Consider the following 17,521-nt stretch of genomic DNA (forward strand, 5'->3'; position numbering starts at 1 on the left):
CATAATCACGCGACTACGCAAATCTATTGAATAAGGTGTTGGCATATAATTTAACAATATATTTATTCTAGTTTACCTCATTTTCTGGCTTAACTACATGAAAATCGCTGTAATTACTATCTTACCTTTAGAGAATGAAGATTAAGTTGATAGACTTTATTGACATTTTTTAACTATGCGTATTAACATATAAAATGAATACATAAAAATTGTTAAAGCAAAAGCTTTTCTAACTTTATCTAAAGTAAATTCACTGTATGACATTTGATTTATTCTTTGATTTATTTCTGGAAGTTACCCATGGAAAATTTATTTTTCCATTTTTTCAGCAATTAATTTTTTCTGAAAATCATACTCACAAAATAATTTTAAATTAAATTAATTTAAATAAGGTGGGAAAATACCCACCCTAAATTTATTCATTGAAGACACCAGCAAAAAAGTCCAAAGTCTCTTTTAATGCTTTGATGAAAATATCAATTTCTTCACGAGTATTGTAAAAAGATAAACTAGCCCGCGCAGTTCCCGCTACACCTAAATAACGGTGTAATGGTTGTGTACAATGGTGGCCAGAACGTATGGCTACACCTTCTTGATCTAATAATGTAGATAGATCATTAGCGTGGACACCCTCTACTGTAAAAGCTGCTAGAGCGGCTCTACCTTCGCCTTGAGCATTGGGTTTTGGTCCGTAGATTCTAATTTGGGGTATTTGTGCTAATTGGGTGAATAAATAGGCGGTTAATTCCGATTCATAGCTATGGATTGTATCCATACCAATATTAGTAAGATAATCTATGGCCGCACCAAGTGCGATCGCTTCCCCAATTGCAGGAGTACCGGCTTCAAATTTATGGGGTAATTCTGCGTAGGTAGAATGGTCTAAAAATACCTCTGCAATCATCTCACCACCACCGAAAAATGGCGGCATTACTTCTAGTAATTCTAGCTTACCATATAAAAAGCCGATGCCAGTGGGGGCGCACATTTTATGTCCAGAAGCTACTAACCAATCACAATCAAGTTCTTGGACATTAATGGGAGTATGGGGAACACTTTGACAAGCATCAAGTAAGAACTTTGCACCGAATTTGTGAGCAATTTCAGCGATTTCTTTAACTGGATTTATACAACCCAATGTATTAGAAATATGGACGATAGACACCAGTTTGGTTTTTTGAGAAATCAGGTTTTTAAACTGTTCTAAATCAAAAGTTTCTGCTGGTGTTAATTCCACAAACTTTAATATTGCACCGGTTTTTTCAGCGACAAATTGCCAAGGAACAATATTACTATGGTGTTCCATGACTGAGAGAATAATTTCATCTCCTGGCTGTAAATTGTGCATTCCCCAACTGTAAGCGACTAGGTTAATGGCTTCCGTTGCGTTGCGGGTGTAAACAATTTCTTGGCGTGATTTAGCATTAATGAATTTAGCAATTTTATCACGGGACTCTTCATAAGCATCAGTAGCCTTGCCGCTGAGAAAATGTGCGCCACGATGAACGTTTGAGTTATATTGTTCGTAATAATCACGCCAAGCATTTAAGACTGATACAGGTTTTTGAGAAGTAGCTGCATTATCGAGATAAACCAGGGGTTTACCATGAACTTCCTGATGTAAAATAGGGAAGTCGGAGCGGACTTTATCAGGGAGGGATTTGGTAGAGGTGAAGGTCATATTTAAGGAGTTCAAAATAGTAACTAGAATTTAGGAGTATGGCAGAATTTAAGAAGAACGAACGACGAAGGAGCGAAGGACACGAAGGTAAGAAGTTTTAGAGGGTTTTTTGGTGGGTTTTCCCCACTTTTTGCAGGTGGGGTTTTTGATTATTTATTGGTGAGAATTGTGACTGTTTTTAACAAACTCTCACGCAAAGAAGCAACAGGGATAAAGTTAATAATTTCCGTTGCGAAAGCATTAACTAATAATTTGCGTGCGTCGTTTTCATCAATACCACGACTTTGCAGGTAGAATATTTGATCATCTTCCAATTGACTGACGGTAGCACCGTGAGCGCATTTAACATTATCAGCGGTGATTTCTAACTGAGGTTTGGTGTCAATCCTTGACTTAGATGATAACAGCAAATTGCGATTTAATTGCGATGCGTCCGTTAATTGGGCCAGTTTAGGAACAAATATTTTACCATTAAAGACACCATGAGCGCGATCGCCTATAATGCACTTATGTAATTGTTTACTAACACCATGGGGATAATTTAAAAATAATGCACTATGAGTATCGGCCAACTGATTATCAGCAATTACAGTTAAACCATTCAGGGTTGTTTCTGTTTGTTCACCAGTTTGTAAGATCTCCAAATTATGACGGGAGATTTTACCACCAACCGTCACTGCATTACAATTATAACGACTAGATCTGGCTTGAGTAACAGCAGTTTTACCAATGTGAAAAGCCGCAGCACCTTCCCGCACGACCCTATTGTGAGTAACCTGAGCATTTTCCTGTACCCAGATTTCCGTCACACCATTAGTAAAATAAATCTCCTCCGCTTGTGGAACAGGCATCTTGCCTGTAACATACTCTTCAATTAAACTTACCTGAGAATTACTTTCAGCTACTACTAAAACCCGGGGTTGGGAAATAGTTGCAGACTCACCCGACACAGAAATAAATAATAGATGAATTGGTGTTTCCACCACCACATTTTTAGCAACCCATACCACCGCGACATCATTTAAAGCCGCAGTATTCAAAGCTGTAAAAACCTCTTTAGCACCTTCAGCTTGCGCTAAATATTCCTGAACAACTTCACCAGGTAAAACATCCAAATTACCAACAATTAAGCCAGCAGGTAAATTTTCAGTATTAGATAAATTTGGTGAATAAACACCATTGACAAATACTAACCGCCCAGAAACTTCAGGTAAAACAAAATCATCTTGTAGAGATAGTTCATGAATTGTCCCTACATGAAAACTTACCTGTTTGAGAGGTGACAAATCAGTAAAGCGCCATTCTTCTTCGCGGGTATTGGGAACAACAGAATGACGTACCCAATTAGCAGCGGCTTCGCGTAAATCTTGTAACCAACTATCTGTTTTTGTAGTAGTTACCCGACTTAATAAACCACTTAAAAAAGCGTCTCTATCTAATAAATTTTTTGGTAGAGAGGTTTCATTAAAAGCCTCCAGATTCATTGGTATAGACATTATACACCCACTCCCACAACTTCCTCCAGCACCCAATCATAACCGCGAGATTCTAACTCTAACGCTAACTCCTTACCACCACTTTTAATAATTCGTCCTTGTGCCATCACATGAACAAAATCAGGGACAATATAATCAAGAAGACGCTGATAGTGAGTAATCATAATTGTGGCATTTTCGGGACTTGTTAAGCGATTAACTCCATTAGCGACAATTTTGAGAGCGTCAATATCCAAACCAGAATCAGTCTCATCTAAAATTGCTAATTTAGGTTCTAAAATAGCCATTTGTAGGATTTCATTGCGCTTCTTTTCCCCACCGGAAAAACCCTCATTGACACTGCGACTAAGGAAAGAAGAATTCATTTTGACAATATCCAATTTTTCTTGAACTAAATCATCAAAATCGAAAGCGTCAACCTCCTCCAAACCTCTAGATTTCTGACGAGAATTATAAGCAACTCGTAAAAAATCTAAATTACTGACACCGGGAATTTCCAGAGGATATTGAAAAGCTAAAAACACACCACCCCTAGCCCGTTCCTCTGGTGACATTTCCAAAAGATTTTGGTTTTGAAAAACCACCTCACCACCAGTAACAGTATAAGCTGGATGTCCCGCCAAAACCTTAGAAAAAGTGCTTTTTCCCGAACCATTTGGACCCATAATCGCGTGAACTTCTCCAGCGCGAACCTGCAAATTCAACCCCTTTAAAATCGGAGTTCCATCAACGTCAGCGGTCAAATTCTGAACCGACAAAATCAAATCACTATTCTCAACAATCATCTTCTCTTCCTCTCTTTCTCTGGGTACTCTGTGCTTGGAGTGGTTCGTTTTCTTAACCCACACTACCTTCTAGTTTGAGACTTAACAACTTATCAGCCTCAACAGCGAACTCCATGGGAAGCTGATTAAAAACATCTTTACAGAAACCGCTAATCATCATTGAGATAGCATCTTCGGCAGAAATACCCCGTTGAGCGAAAAAGAATAATTGGTCTTCACCGATTTTAGAAGTAGAAGCTTCATGTTCAACCTTTCCTGAATTATTCTGAACTTGAATATAAGGAAAAGTATTAGCTTGAGCATTATCACCAATTAACATTGAATCACATTGGGAATAATTTCTCGCACCTTTAGCAGTAGGATTAATCTTTACCAAACCCCGGTAACTATTACTAGATTTACCAGCAGAAATACCTTTAGAAATAATTGTGCTACGGGTATTTTTGCCAATGTGAATCATTTTCGTACCTGTATCAGCTTGCTGCTTATGATTTGTTAATGCAACGGAGTAAAATTCACCGACGGAATTATCACCAACTAAGACGCAACTAGGGTACTTCCAAGTAATAGCTGAACCTGTTTCTACTTGAGTCCAAGATATCTTAGAATTGACACCTTGACACAAACCACGTTTAGTCACAAAGTTGTAAATGCCGCCTTTACCATTTTCGTCACCTGCGTACCAGTTTTGCACGGTAGAATATTTGATTTCTGCATTATCTAAAGCAACCAATTCCACAACGGCGGCGTGTAATTGATTGCTGTCGTACATTGGTGCTGTACAACCTTCTAAATAGGAAACATAACTATCTGCTTCGGCGACAATTAATGTCCGTTCAAATTGTCCTGTATCACCGGAGTTAATGCGGAAATAGGTTGACAATTCCATTGGACATTTTACGCCCTTGGGGATATAAACGAAAGAACCATCACTAAATACCGCTGCATTTAAAGCAGCAAAATAATTATCAGCAATAGGAACAACGCTACCCAAATATTTTTTAATTAGTTCTGGGTGTTCTTGTAAAGCTTCGGAAATAGAGCAAAATATGACACCATCTTCCGCGAGTTTTTCTTTAAATGTAGTCGCCACCGAAACACTATCAAAAATCGCATCAACAGCAACATTAGCTAATCGTTTTTGTTCGGAAAGAGAAATACCCAATTTTTCAAAAGTTTCCAATAAAGTGGGGTCAACTTCATCCAAACTGTTGAGTTTTGCTTTCTTTTGTTTCGGTGCGGAATAATAAATAATATCCTGATAATTAATAGGCGGATATTTGACATGAGGCCAAGTTGGTTCTGTCATTTTCAGCCATTGGTGATAGGCGCGGAGACGATATTCCAGCATAAATTCCGGTTCGTTCTTTTTAGCGGAAATTAGGCGGACGACATCTTCGCTTAACCCACGGGGGATAGTATCAGCTTCAATGTCGGTAACAAAGCCGTACTTGTAAGGTTGGTTGACTAAGGTGGTGACAGATGCGCTCATCGGTTCTCTTGTGTTCTCTTTAAAGGATGGGCGACGGGCTGCATGATGCTAATTCCCGTTTTTTATTACCGATTGCTAACAAGACTGCTAGAATAGGCTTAACGACTAAAACAATTCGGCGGTTGTTTAATCTACATTTCATTGTACGATAGATTAACAACAAGAATGTTGTTTAAGTCAAATTTTCTAAAAATTTTATTTTGGGACGTTTGCGAAGCGTCTAGTAGAGAACATGGCGACTACCCAGCAGACCTCAACTAAGCAAGATATCCTAGAGTATCTATTGAAACACTCACAAGCAACGGCTGTTGAGTTGGCTAACTTTTTAGATGTGAGTCCCCAAGCTATTCGCCGTCATTTAAAGGATTTAGAGACGGAGAAACTAGTTTTGTATTCGGTATCAGGACAGCAGAGTATGGGGAGACCGCAGCACCTTTATCAACTGAGTCAGCGGGGAAGATCCCGCTTGCAAAAAAACGCTAACCGCTTAAATGATGGTTATGGCGAGTTTGCAATTTCTCTTCTGGACACCTTAGCCGAAACTGTGGGACGTGACCAAGTAAAGTCTATTTTACGGAAACAGTGGGAACGCAAAGCCCAAGAATACCGGGAACGGGTGGGTAATGGTTCTTTGCGGGAACGGGTCGCAACTTTGATAGAGTTGCGAAAGCAGGAAGGTTTTATGGCGGAATTTCACCCTGTGGAGTCAGATGCTAGTGGTGGGGGTGGAGAAAGATTCATTTTTGTGGAACATACCTGCGCTATTTCTGATGTTGCGGAATCTTTTCCCAGTGTTTGTGATCATGAGTTGGAAATGTTTGCGGCTATTCTCCCAGATTGTACTGTTGAACGGACTCACTGGTTGATTCATGGTGAACATCGTTGTGGTTATTTGGTGCAGAAAAGGTAGGTGGTTGGGTGGAAGTAATTGAACGCGGATAAACGCGGATAGACGCAGATAAGGATCAGGAAAACTATGAAAAATAAAGAATTTTATGTGGTAATTGAAAGAGATGAAGATGGTATGTATATTGGTGAAGTTCCTCAACTTAAAGCCTGTTATAGTCAGGGTGAAACTATTGATGAACTCATGAATAATATTAAAGAAGTTATTGAAATGTGTTTGGAAGAATTAGAAGACTATAGGTATATCTATCAATTTAGATAAATCTTCCAGTCTAATATTATCCCAATCAATTACCGCCACCCAAATATTCTCTTCTGGAGAATGTTTAACTATTCCTTCAAGTTCTAAATCTTCGCTATAAAAAGTTAGGGTTTGACCATCTTATAATTCAATTTTTTGACGTGCTAAATCTTCAATTGTACCAGTACAATTTAAACGCAGACGACCATTTTCATCAGCATTATTAAAGTCTGCAAAAATTCTCAATTTTTTATTCAAACTTTGTTGGTTATTATTGTCCTGAGAAAGGCTAGTAAGTCTAAGTTTTCCTAAGTCTTCCAATCATCATAATACTACAAATTTTGTACTTACATAGTATCTAAAATATATCTTAACTCATTGTAATATAATATAACCGTTTTCAATAATACTTAAAACAAAAGTAAAACAGTAGTTGTATGAGTCATGGAAATTGCGATCGCACTCAATCAATAATTTCACATAAACGAACAAATGATTTACCTACCGTTAAATTTACAGCAAGTAGGTTTGAGTGAGGTACAGTGCGGGCAAGATGCCCGCACCACAAGAGTTTTATTATTAATATCTGTACTTCATAATATCGGGAACTGCTGTATATCCCCAACTTCTTTGATAAATTAACATGATTTACCAAAGATTAAAGTAAGAAGTCGGGGATCTTTACTTGCGATTAAACCAACTTTCCCCACCAGGTAACTGTATTAAAACTTCCGCTTTTATTGCTCAGGGATTACAATAATATGATTTAATGGTAGAAAGCCAATTTCTCGATTAAACAAAATTTTGAATTTTTATGGATATCGGACCTAATCAATCATCAACTCAATTTTTATCTGCTGAAGAATCTGCTCAAGTTGACGCGGCTTTGTTGTCTTCTCCTGAGAAGTTTTTAACGAGATTGACTATTTCTTCTTTGCGGATTTTACAACATATTGCTCAAGAATATGATGTTTCTATTGAGGAACTGACGACAAAGCAAATTATTACCTGGTTTGAAACTGATTCTAAAGTTAGAAGAGAAAAAGGAATTGAGGAAGCATTTTTGAAGTGGTAGATTCAGTAATATTTTATTACTTAAAGATGAATAAATGTTTGCTACAAAATTAGCAAAATATTAACGAAATATTAACGAATTTTTACGGCTGTTCCTGTGGCCGTAATTACTAATAAAACACCAGATTGATCAACATTAATTGTGCCTGTATCAACTGCAATACCAACAATCGCATCCGCGCCTAAACGTTGCGCCCTTTGTTCTAATTCTTCCATTGCTTTGCGTTGTCCTTCTTCAAAGAGACGCTCATAGCTACCAGTGCGGCCACCGACAATATCCCGAATACTCGCTAAAAAATCCCGCAGGAAATTGCTACCATATACAACTTCTGCTGTCACAATACCTAAGTATGACTGAATTACAGCACCTTGAATAACGTCAGTAGTAGTTAAAATCATAGATTTATTTAAACATTATTTATGAGTACGGATGGGTTAAAGTCTTAATCTATTGCTATAATGCCGAAAATGTCAAGTGATTTTAAGAAAAGACTATTATATAATAATATATATTATGTAAATATGAATAAATAGAGATTACAAAAATAAATATTTTTGTTTTAATGTATGAATAAGAACAATTGAAGAAAATCTAAGGAAATTGACTGTGTACAAAAAAACATCATTTGTCTTAACTGTCTTATTATTGGGATGTTTCTTCACTAGCACACCTGTAGTGGCCAAAGTTGATCTATTATTAGCACAAGCTGACAATGCAGAGTTGAAAAGCTTGATAGAAGACGGAAAAAGACTTGTAGATAATAAAGATTATAGTGGAGCGATCGCTGTTTATCAACAAGCGGCAAAATTAGATCCCCGAAATGCGAGAATTCATGCTGGTATTGGCTACTTATATACTCAAATAGGAAATTTTCCCTCAGCTTTAAATGCTTATCGTCAGGCTATTGCTATTAATCCCAATAACAGCGATTTTTATTATGCTGTGGGTTACATTAAAAGTGCTACAAAGGATATTACTGGAGCTAAAGAAGCTTATCGTCGTTCCATTCAACTTAATCGTAATAATATTAACGCCTATTTAGGTTTGGGCGTTACTCAGGCAATATTAGGCGATTTTGAATCTGCTATGTGGGCATATCAAAAAGCACTAGAACTCAATCAAAATAACCCCCGCACTTATGAGTTAATGGCAGGAATGTTTAAAAAGAAGGGTCAAAATAGCCAAGCAACTAGCGCTTTACGAAAAGCTTTAAGTTTATATCGTCTTAGCAATGATCTAGATAGTGTTAATAGAGTGGAAGGAATGTTAGGAGAAATGTAATTTCTAGGTTTTGAATCCCCAATTTATAATTAATTTAATTTATAATTAATGATTAATTTGGGGATTTATTGACGTTAATTGACGTTAATTGACTAATTAGCCAGGAAATATTTTAAGTAAATCATTTCATGGTTCTAGTAATCCTAATCCAATTAATAGAACTTGAATTTATCTAGATAATTCTACATCATTAGCTGATCTGATGTATTTTGAGATTGCCAATTGTCTGGCTCTATTTGAGCTTAACCAAGTTTCAATATATACACAGAAATCCACAGATTACTAGAATCTTTGTTTTTTTTAAGGAATTACGGTAAAATACTTAAAAACAGGTGACAGGGATCTCCTCTTCCTTAAATAAGGTAAAACCAAGGTAAGATAGATTGTACCTGACCTTGGTTAATATCAATGATGATCGTCGTAGATTGTAACTTTTATCAAATCAAAAGCTACCAAGCCGCTCTACCTCTCTTATACATACTACCGGTAAAAGGCTGTACCCCAATCACAGGATAAGCGTCATTGGCAGGGGTAAAAATCCGCATAAAGGCTTCAGAAATAAACTGAGCCATATTAGTAAGCATTCTGGAAATAGCCATAATCTTATAGCCTCTTTTTTTCAGTTTTTTAATCTGCGATGCTTACATTATAATACCGCCATTATTTATTTGCTCCTATTCTCCATATATCTATACTTAACACAATATTTTTTCAGATAACTTTGCAATACTTTATAATCATGATTTTGATTTACTCCTAATTGTAACCGAAAATTTATAATTAGGCATTTTGGGGTGAAAATAATAGTTTTTACTATTAAGAAATGTGAATTATTCGTAAAATTATAGATAATTCCCCTTGTAAATATAGGATTTTAGGGAATTTGTCACCATTCATTAACTAGGGCTTGACATTATTTATAGTAAATATTACCATAAACTAAAGAGACATTCTAGCAACATCCTGAAAGTATCATGAAAATTGCTTTATTTGGTACAAGTGCTGATCCACCGACTGCGGGACATTTAGTAATTCTTAAATGGTTATCTGAACATTATGATTGGGTAGCTGTTTGGGCTGCGGATAATCCTCTAAAATCGCAACAAACGCTTTTATCTCATCGTGCGGTCATGTTAGAATTGTTAATTAAAGATATTAATGTTTCTAGAAAAAATATTGCTTTAGAACAAGATTTGAGCAGTTGGAGAACCTTAGAAACTGTAGAAAAAGCCAAATTAAAGTGGGGTGAACATATTGAATATACTTTAGTAATTGGTGCTGATTTAGTAAATCAATTATCACGCTGGTATCATATTCAAGATTTATTACAGCAAGTGCAGCTACTAATAATTCCCAGACCAGGATATATCATAGATAATTCAAGTTTAGAAAATGTTAAACAAATGGGAGGAAAAATTGCCATTGCTAATTTAATTGGTTTAGATGTTTCCTCTACCGCTTTTCGTGAACAAGGAGATATTAATACTCTCACACCTCCCGTAGTTGCCTATATTCATCAACAGCATTTATACAAATGCCAATACATCACCAAAAAAAGATTTTCCACCCCATAAATCAACAACTTTTAGCTGAATTTAAAGTTGGTGTTGATAATGTGATTTTTTCTGTAAATACTGCCCAAAATCAGTTATTAGTTCTTTTGGTTATAGGAAAACAAGAATCATGTTTAAATTATTGGACTCTTCCCGGTACTTTAGTTAGGCAAGGAGAATCTTTAGAAGATGCTGCCTATCGTATCATGGCTGAGAAAATAAAAGTAAATAATCTTTATTTAGAACAGCTTTATACTTTTAGCAGTCCTAGACCTGAACCTAGAGAAGAAATTGCTAGTTATGGAGTTCGTTATTTATCAGTTAGTTACTTTGCCTTAGTACGATTTGAAGAAGCAGAATTAATTGCTGATAAAGTCGCTGGTATTGCTTGGTATCCTCTGCAAAAATTGCCACAGTTAGCATTTGATCATAATGAAATTATTACCTATGGACATAGAAGATTAAAAAATAAATTAGAATATAGTCCTGTAGCTTTTGAGGTATTACCAGAAACCTTCACTCTCAACGATTTATATCAACTATATACCACAGTTTTAGGAGAAAACTTTGCCGATTATTCTAATTTCCGAGCGCGGTTACTCAAACTAGGTTTTTTATCAGATACTGGCATTAAAGTATCACGAGGTGCGGGAAGACCTGCGAGTTTATATAAATTTAACCAAGCAGCATTTGCACCGTTTAAAGATAAACCTTTAGTATTTATTTAATGAAGAAAGGAGGTAGAAATGATTAAACGCTGATTAACGCTGATAAATACAGATGATTGTGATTTTGTGCAGTCTAAAATGAGATTTATTTTATTTATTCCCTATTCCCTTTTTGATGATCATGAAAATCGCTATTGCTCAAATTAATCCTCTTATTGGTGATTTATCTGGAAATGCTGAAAAAATTCTGGAAATGTGCCAACAAGCATCATTAACAGGTGTCCGTTTATTATTAACACCTGAATTATCAATTTGTGGTTATCCACCCAGAGATTTATTACTAAATCCTAGTTTTGTAGTCGCAATGGATCAGACATTACAAAAATTGGCTGAAGATTTACCCGCAAATTTAGCTGTATTAGTGGGAACGGTTGTGAAAAATTCCCAAGGGGGTATAACTGGGGGGAAAAATTTATTTAATAGTATGGCTTTATTAGAAAATGGCAAAATTCAGCAATTTTTTCATAAAAGACTATTACCAACTTACGATGTTTTTGATGAACATCGTTATTTTGAACATGGACTAGAAGCCAATTATCTGATATTAGATCATCTGAAAATTGGTGTGACAATTTGTGAAGATTTATGGAATGATGAGGAATTTTGGGGTAAGCGCAGTTACCCAATTAATCCCATGGCAGATTTAGTAAATTCCAATATAGATTTAATTGTTAATTTATCCGCTTCTCCCTATACTGTTGGTAAGCAAAATCTGCGGGAAGCAATGTTAAAACATAGTGCTGTTAATTTCCAAAAACCGATTATTTATACAAATCAGGTTGGCGGAAATGATGATTTGATTTTTGATGGCCGCAGTTTTGCTGTTAATAAACAAGGGGAAGTTATCGCTCGTGGTCAGGGTTTTGTATCTGATTTTATCACTGTTGAATTTGATGCAAATCAAGAAGATTTAGTATTAGGTAATATTTCCCCTGTTTATGAATCTGAAGAAGGGGAAATTTGGAAGGCTTTGGTTTTAGGAGTTAAAGATTATGTTCATAAATGTCGTTTTTCTAAGGTCTTATTAGGTTTAAGTGGGGGAGTTGATTCTGCTTTAGTTGCTGCTATTGCGACTGCGGCATTAGGTAAAGAAAATGTAATTGGTATTTTAATGCCTTCTCCCTATAGTTCAGAACATTCTATTAGTGACGCTTTAGCATTAGCAGAAAATTTAGATATTCAAACCGAGATTTTACCTATTGGGGAACTAATGCAAGCTTTTGATCAATCTTTAAATGATTTATTTGCGGGTACAGAATTTGGGATAGCAGAAGAAAATCTCCAATCTCGCATTCGTGGTAATTTGTTAATGGCAATTTCTAATAAGTTCGGTTATTTGCTTTTATCTACTGGCAATAAATCAGAAATGGCTGTTGGTTATTGTACTCTTTATGGTGACATGAATGGGGGTTTATCTGTGATTGCAGATGTTCCCAAAACTCGCGTTTATTCTCTTTGCAAATGGTTAAATTCTCATCATCAAAAAGAGGTTATTCCCGTAAATATTCTTACAAAAGCGCCCAGTGCGGAACTTAAACCGGGTCAAGTTGACCAAGATTCTCTACCAGCTTATGATATTTTAGATGATATTCTCGACCGTTTGCTGCATCAACATCAATCAGCGGCAGAAATTGTTACCGCAGGTCATGACCCGGTAGTTGTAGATAAGGTATTACAGTTATTATCTCGTGCGGAATTTAAACGCAGACAAGCTGCACCAGGTTTAAAAATCACTGACCGCGCTTTTGGGACTGGTTGGAGAATGCCTATTGCTAGTAGTTGGTCTGCGTTGCGGAATATATAAGTGGGTTGGCGTTAAAAATTGTCGTTATGACAAGGGAACAGGGAACAGGGAACAGGGAACAGGTTTTGGGCAACTTTACTTTTCGTTACTTGTGTCGGTTTTTTTCCGCTCACTTACTTAGGACTATGAGTGTTTACTGGAGTTTTTTAATAACCACTCCAGGTACAGAGTTCACGGAGGAAGAGGAAAACACAATTTGGTTTGATTGTGTTGACTGATTTAATTATTCAAAAAATAAGCATTCAAAGTTTCATCTAAAGTAAAGGGAGATTCTTGAGGAAAGAAATTCAATTTAATTCCCGTTTCTTCAGATGCTTTAGAACGAGCTTTTTCATAACAATCTGGGAAAATTTCTATGAGTAAAGGTTGTAAGCTAGGACTATCTTCTAATAATGCTTCAATACAAATACGTTGTTCTGTAATCGTACTGCGCCAACTTTCACTGCGTTTTTCTGGTTGATATTGCCATTTGATTAAGTGGATCAATAATACAATTAAACGGCTTTTTAACTCCCGTTTTTCACTTTTACCCATGCTTTCAATTTCTGCAATTAAATTAGGTATATCTATGTCATTAAATCTATTTTCTTTTAAATGCTGAACAATTGCTTTTGTCCATAAATAAAAATCTTGCTCATAGAGAGTTTGACTATTGACAAAAGATTGATTTATCATTTATGTCTCTCCTCGTTTTTGATCACTTTCCTCTTGCCTCTTGCCTTGCTATATTACCACGCCACGCCATCAGATATCATCACATAACCAACGATCTTGATCACTCAACTCAATCCCCGGATTGTGTAAATAATCCTTTACCCAAGCACAACCATCTTTAAGTACCCGGTCTAAATTCCGCACAGGCCACAACCGCGCTGTGTTGTCCCTAGAAGCAGTAGCAATGGTTTGACCGTCGGGACTGAAACTTACACCCCAGACAGAACCCTGATGTCCTTTAAATTCCTGTAGCAAATTCCCCTGTAAATCCCACAACCGCGCTGTATCGTCTAATGAAGCAGTAGCAATGGTTTTACCGTCGGGACTGAAACTTACACTATAGACATAACCCTGATGTCCTTTAAATTCCTGTAGCAAATTCCCCTGTAAATCCCACAACCGCGCTGTTTTGTCATCAGAAGCAGTAGCAATGGTTTGACCGTCGGGACTGAAACTTACACTATAGACAGAATCCTGATGTCCCTTAAATTCCCGTAGCAATTTCCCCTGTAAATCCCACAACCGCGCTGTATTGTCTAATGAAGCAGTAGCAATGGTTTTACCGTCGGGACTGAAACTTACACTATAGACAAAATCCTGATGTCCTTTAAATTCCTGTAGCAAATTCCCCTGTAAATCCCACAACCGCGCTGTATTGTCTAATGAAGCAGTAGCAATGGTTTTACCGTCGGGACTGAAACTTACACTATTGACAGCACTCTGATGTCCCTGAAACTGGTTACGTTCTTTGATATTATCGAGGATATTATTTAGGGCATAAATAGGACTAGTGGTGGGATATTTGTCTAGGGGACTGTTTTTAACTAATGTTTTTAAAGTTTTACCATTCTGGATAGCAGCGACTAAAGATGGTAATTCTTGGAGTTGAAATTGTCTTAAAACATTGACTCCACCTTGTTCTAGTTTTGTCGCTTGTTTAGCAATATCAGCTTCTCTAAATTGATTGAAGGAATAAACAGAGGCCATAGCTGCAATTACTATAAAACCCGCAGCTAAACCAGAACTTAATTTTAATCTTTTTTGTGCTTCTTTAATTTGTGCTTCAGCTTTAATTCTGGCTGTTTCTATTATTTGTTTAGCTTCCTTTTCCTGCTGTAATTCTGCTTGAGCTTGAGCTAATTTTGCTAATAATTCATTTCCCTGCTGTTGACGAATAAACTCAACTAAATAATCATGTACTAACTGATATCTATCTGCTGGAGATTCTCGTAATAGTAAGACTAAACCGGACGCAACGAAGATATTTAAAATCAAAACTAAATCCAGATTTTCACTTTCTGGTAATTGTACTACTAATTCATCTTTGGTTTTTAAAGGTCTGGTATTATTTTCATCTGTGAGTAAATATAATACTAGTCGTGCTACTTGTTCATGTTCTGAACCACAGTCTTTAATCACATCTTTTAAAAACTTTTCTACTAACTTTTCCTTATTGCCAAATTCTCGATATTTTGCTAAGGTTGTAATTTGTTCAGTTTGTAATTGTGTTCCCACAATTTGTAATTCTATGGGTCTCACTTCCCCCATATCTCCCGCTAATTGTTTGACCAATTCCGTAATTAATTCTGCTTGTAAATAAAACCGAGTTTTTTCCGTGAGGCTTTGAATTACTGTTTGAGCGTCAGCGGGAGAAAAGTTACCTAAATAATAGCGAATATCTTTATCAAGAATATTATTATTAGTGACTGTCAAATCAACTAAACGGTCTAATTCTAATAAATAATGTAAATAATCTTCCCGTAAGGAAAGAACTATTTTTACAAAAGGAATATCTAAACAGATGCGGAAAAAGTCATAAAATGGTTTTCTCTGGATTTTATCAGTATAAACAAAGAAAAATTCCTCAAATTGGTCAAATATCAAAACCGTTAATAAATATTTATCAGCATTTTTTCGCAATTGTTGAATAATTGTCTCCGTAGAATGTAGGGATAATTGATCATTGGTTGATTTTGTTGATTTTAAATGCTCTCCTAAAAGTTCTATCCAATTTGTATAAACTCGTAAATATATAGGTACAGCGTTCCGTTCTCCAATGGGTTCTTGTTGAAGAGCGGGAATTAAACCACCTTGCAAAATCGAACTTTTACCAACTCCAGACTGACCATGAATTACAGTTAATTTATGTTGAGTTCCTGCGATTCTTTCCCGCAACCGTTTAACATCTTGTTCTCTTCCTGAAGCAGAAATTTCTCTAGCAATTGTACCGATATTTTCCAAGTTTTCGACTCCCCTCTGTTCTCCGGGTAAGGGAGTATTGATAATTTGACGTTGGGGGTTTAGATAACAAGCACCAACAAAAGCCCGAAAACCATATTGTTGTTCAATTTGTAATTTTTCTTGTTTGAGATTAAAGGCTTTTAAATATTGTTTTTCTTGGAAATAGAGAAAACTTAATTTTTCTAAAATCGCAATATAAAGTTTAGGATTATATTGATGATAACTTTGATTTTTAGCAGTTTCTAAGGTTTGAATAGCTGCGGATATTTCCCCTAAACCCACTTGAGAATGGGACATAAATAAACGATATTGGCTATATGCTTGGGAGGGTAAATTGGGAATTTTAGTTAAAATATCTATTGCTTGTTGTGCGTATTGATTTGCTTTTGGATAGTCTTGATTTTCTAAAGCTACTTCTGCGAGAAAACCGTAATTTTGACCTAACCACATTTGTGAATGTTGTAGAGATGTTCCAGGAAATGTCTCTAGATTTTCAGATAGTTTCAGAGATTTTTGAGCTAGATTTTCTAAATCATTCCACGCTTTTAAATGTCGGAATATTTCCCCTAAATCGTTGATATATTGAATTACTAGATCTAATCTTTGGGCTTTTTCAAAAATCTCTACAGCTTGCTGTAAATAATTTCTAGAATTTTGCCAATTCTCTAGATCTTCACTATTGTTAATTTCCGCTTTGCGAGTATAAACCAAAGATATTTTTACCAATATTATCCCATAACGTTCTAAATTATTATTTAGATTATTATTTAGATTATTTTGCCAAAATTCTTGACTTTTTTGAAAATAACTTAAAGCATGATCTAAATGATCTTGTTGATATTCCCGTAAACCAAAGGCCAAATTTAAACCAGCTTGTATTTCTGGGTTTATTACTGCTTTTCTATTTTGTAAGTCCTGAGTTGCAAATTCTATTTCTTGGTAAACTTGAGGACTGGGAATATGATCATTAATAAATATTTCTTCTGTTTTTTCTCGAAGGAGATTAATTAAATCCTCTGCATCATTTTCAAAATCCAGAATACTCCCCCAATTTTCTAAATCTGGTGCGACGCGGATAATTTTTTTAAGAATTTGATCATCTATCCAAATCAAAATTGGAAAGGGGAAGTTTTTTCTAAATTCCTCTCGAATTTGATTAGACAGATTCAAAATTACATCAATGTTTTTTACAGAGTCTAAACCAGAAATCATTAAGGCTGGTGGTTGTTCATTTCCCAATTCTTGAGATATTTGATTGTACAAACTTTTTGTAGATGCTGTTAAAGTTATTTCTTTAATAGGAATAGAGGAAACTTGATGAATTTGTGCTGATATTTGCTGACGTAATTTTGCATAATTACAACGGAGAAAAATCAACGATAATTGACCTTGAGAAAAATTAATTGCTCTGAATACCGTTCGCAAGGAATTTTGATTATTATCGGGGGAGATTTCTGGATTATTCATGATATGGTTTCCTCATTTCAGTTAAGATATTTAGGTTTTTAGAGGCTTGCAAAAAAT

At 35.8% G+C, this 17,521-nt stretch carries 16 protein-coding genes; 7 read left to right on the forward strand and 9 right to left on the reverse strand.

What is annotated here, in order from left to right; all coding sequences use genetic code 11:
• Window positions 1-415 precede the first annotated feature (415 nt).
• From H6F39_RS09395 to sufB, 4 genes are all read right to left on the reverse strand, one after another.
• Complete coding sequence (locus tag H6F39_RS09395; protein WP_137907382.1) at window positions 416-1,681, reverse strand: cysteine desulfurase; 1,266 nt, start codon at window positions 1,679-1,681, stop codon at window positions 416-418.
• A gap of 149 nt (window positions 1,682-1,830) precedes the next feature.
• Complete coding sequence (gene sufD / locus H6F39_RS09400) at window positions 1,831-3,177, reverse strand: Fe-S cluster assembly protein SufD (protein WP_190396607.1); 1,347 nt, start codon at window positions 3,175-3,177, stop codon at window positions 1,831-1,833.
• Window positions 3,177-3,962: a Fe-S cluster assembly ATPase SufC gene (gene sufC, locus H6F39_RS09405; protein ID WP_190396608.1), complete on the reverse strand. Its 786-nt coding sequence runs from the start codon at window positions 3,960-3,962 to the stop codon at window positions 3,177-3,179. The genes sufD and sufC overlap by 1 nt, the downstream gene beginning before the upstream one ends.
• Window positions 3,963-4,014: 52 nt before the next feature.
• Window positions 4,015-5,454, reverse strand: coding sequence for a Fe-S cluster assembly protein SufB (gene sufB / locus H6F39_RS09410; RefSeq protein ID WP_137907385.1), 1,440 nt, complete (start codon window positions 5,452-5,454; stop codon window positions 4,015-4,017).
• Between the two features lie 232 nt (window positions 5,455-5,686).
• Between sufB and sufR the strand changes: the two genes are divergently transcribed.
• Together sufR and H6F39_RS09420 are read left to right on the forward strand one after the other, a co-directional pair.
• The gene (gene sufR, locus H6F39_RS09415; RefSeq protein WP_190396609.1) at window positions 5,687-6,364 is read left to right on the forward strand and encodes an iron-sulfur cluster biosynthesis transcriptional regulator SufR; all 678 of its coding nucleotides are present in this window, start codon (window positions 5,687-5,689) and stop codon (window positions 6,362-6,364) included.
• Between the two features lie 66 nt (window positions 6,365-6,430).
• Window positions 6,431-6,622, forward strand: coding sequence for a type II toxin-antitoxin system HicB family antitoxin (locus tag H6F39_RS09420; RefSeq protein WP_190396610.1), 192 nt, complete (start codon window positions 6,431-6,433; stop codon window positions 6,620-6,622).
• Window positions 6,623-6,742: 120 nt separating this feature from the next.
• Here H6F39_RS09420 and H6F39_RS20685 read toward each other — a convergent pair whose 3' ends face one another.
• On the reverse strand, window positions 6,743-6,922 hold the full coding sequence (locus H6F39_RS20685; RefSeq protein ID WP_242028630.1) for a hypothetical protein: 180 nt from the start codon (window positions 6,920-6,922) through the stop codon (window positions 6,743-6,745).
• A gap of 493 nt (window positions 6,923-7,415) precedes the next feature.
• On the opposite strand from H6F39_RS20685, the gene H6F39_RS09430 reads away from it, so the two are divergent.
• Entirely contained in the window at window positions 7,416-7,676 is a 261-nt protein-coding gene (locus tag H6F39_RS09430; RefSeq protein WP_190371642.1) for a hypothetical protein, read from the forward strand.
• 71 nt (window positions 7,677-7,747) lie between these two features.
• Here H6F39_RS09430 and H6F39_RS09435 read toward each other — a convergent pair whose 3' ends face one another.
• Complete coding sequence (locus H6F39_RS09435; RefSeq protein ID WP_137907392.1) at window positions 7,748-8,074, reverse strand: YbjQ family protein; 327 nt, start codon at window positions 8,072-8,074, stop codon at window positions 7,748-7,750.
• Window positions 8,075-8,282: 208 nt separating this feature from the next.
• Between H6F39_RS09435 and H6F39_RS09440 the strand changes: the two genes are divergently transcribed.
• Window positions 8,283-8,957: a tetratricopeptide repeat protein gene (locus H6F39_RS09440; RefSeq protein WP_137907393.1), complete on the forward strand. Its 675-nt coding sequence runs from the start codon at window positions 8,283-8,285 to the stop codon at window positions 8,955-8,957.
• 449 nt (window positions 8,958-9,406) lie between these two features.
• On the opposite strand, the gene H6F39_RS09445 is transcribed toward H6F39_RS09440, so the two are convergent.
• Window positions 9,407-9,556 (reverse strand): nicotinate phosphoribosyltransferase, encoded by a 150-nt coding sequence (locus H6F39_RS09445; RefSeq protein WP_137907394.1) that lies wholly within the window; start codon window positions 9,554-9,556, stop codon window positions 9,407-9,409.
• 375 nt (window positions 9,557-9,931) lie between these two features.
• On the opposite strand from H6F39_RS09445, the gene H6F39_RS09450 reads away from it, so the two are divergent.
• From H6F39_RS09450 to H6F39_RS09460, 3 genes are all read left to right on the forward strand, one after another.
• Window positions 9,932-10,531, forward strand: a complete 600-nt coding sequence (locus H6F39_RS09450) for a nicotinate-nucleotide adenylyltransferase (RefSeq protein ID WP_137907395.1) — start codon at window positions 9,932-9,934, stop codon at window positions 10,529-10,531.
• The gene (locus H6F39_RS09455) at window positions 10,492-11,238 is read left to right on the forward strand and encodes an NUDIX domain-containing protein (protein ID WP_190396611.1); all 747 of its coding nucleotides are present in this window, start codon (window positions 10,492-10,494) and stop codon (window positions 11,236-11,238) included. The genes H6F39_RS09450 and H6F39_RS09455 overlap by 40 nt, the downstream gene beginning before the upstream one ends.
• A gap of 121 nt (window positions 11,239-11,359) precedes the next feature.
• A complete protein-coding gene (locus tag H6F39_RS09460; RefSeq protein WP_190396612.1) occupies window positions 11,360-13,042 on the forward strand; it encodes an NAD+ synthase in 1,683 nt (560 codons plus the stop codon).
• Between the two features lie 219 nt (window positions 13,043-13,261).
• Here the strand turns inward: H6F39_RS09460 and H6F39_RS09465 are convergent, their stop codons facing one another.
• Together H6F39_RS09465 and H6F39_RS09470 are read right to left on the reverse strand one after the other, a co-directional pair.
• Entirely contained in the window at window positions 13,262-13,717 is a 456-nt protein-coding gene (locus tag H6F39_RS09465) for a DUF29 domain-containing protein (RefSeq protein ID WP_168359624.1), read from the reverse strand.
• Between the two features lie 69 nt (window positions 13,718-13,786).
• Entirely contained in the window at window positions 13,787-17,464 is a 3,678-nt protein-coding gene (locus H6F39_RS09470) for a hypothetical protein (RefSeq protein WP_190396613.1), read from the reverse strand.
• Window positions 17,465-17,521 lie beyond the last annotated feature (57 nt).

The sequence above is a fragment of the Dolichospermum sp. FACHB-1250 genome (genome assembly GCF_014696335.1).
Lineage (GTDB): Bacteria > Cyanobacteriota > Cyanobacteriia > Cyanobacteriales > Nostocaceae > Dolichospermum > Dolichospermum planctonicum.

Coding starts and splice junctions, on each gene's coding strand:
- H6F39_RS09395 (WP_137907382.1), bottom strand. CDS start 1,681: ATGACCTTCACCTCTACCAAATCCCTCCCTGATAAAGTCCGCTCCGAC.
- sufD (WP_190396607.1), bottom strand. CDS start 3,177: ATGTCTATACCAATGAATCTGGAGGCTTTTAATGAAACCTCTCTACCA.
- sufC (WP_190396608.1), bottom strand. CDS start 3,962: ATGATTGTTGAGAATAGTGATTTGATTTTGTCGGTTCAGAATTTGACC.
- sufB (WP_137907385.1), bottom strand. CDS start 5,454: ATGAGCGCATCTGTCACCACCTTAGTCAACCAACCTTACAAGTACGGC.
- sufR (WP_190396609.1), top strand. CDS start 5,687: ATGGCGACTACCCAGCAGACCTCAACTAAGCAAGATATCCTAGAGTAT.
- H6F39_RS09420 (WP_190396610.1), top strand. CDS start 6,431: ATGAAAAATAAAGAATTTTATGTGGTAATTGAAAGAGATGAAGATGGT.
- H6F39_RS09430 (WP_190371642.1), top strand. CDS start 7,416: ATGGATATCGGACCTAATCAATCATCAACTCAATTTTTATCTGCTGAA.
- H6F39_RS09435 (WP_137907392.1), bottom strand. CDS start 8,074: ATGATTTTAACTACTACTGACGTTATTCAAGGTGCTGTAATTCAGTCA.
- H6F39_RS09445 (WP_137907394.1), bottom strand. CDS start 9,556: ATGGCTATTTCCAGAATGCTTACTAATATGGCTCAGTTTATTTCTGAA.
- H6F39_RS09450 (WP_137907395.1), top strand. CDS start 9,932: ATGAAAATTGCTTTATTTGGTACAAGTGCTGATCCACCGACTGCGGGA.
- H6F39_RS09455 (WP_190396611.1), top strand. CDS start 10,492: ATGCCAATACATCACCAAAAAAAGATTTTCCACCCCATAAATCAACAA.
- H6F39_RS09460 (WP_190396612.1), top strand. CDS start 11,360: ATGAAAATCGCTATTGCTCAAATTAATCCTCTTATTGGTGATTTATCT.
- H6F39_RS09465 (WP_168359624.1), bottom strand. CDS start 13,717: ATGATAAATCAATCTTTTGTCAATAGTCAAACTCTCTATGAGCAAGAT.
- H6F39_RS09470 (WP_190396613.1), bottom strand. CDS start 17,464: ATGAATAATCCAGAAATCTCCCCCGATAATAATCAAAATTCCTTGCGA.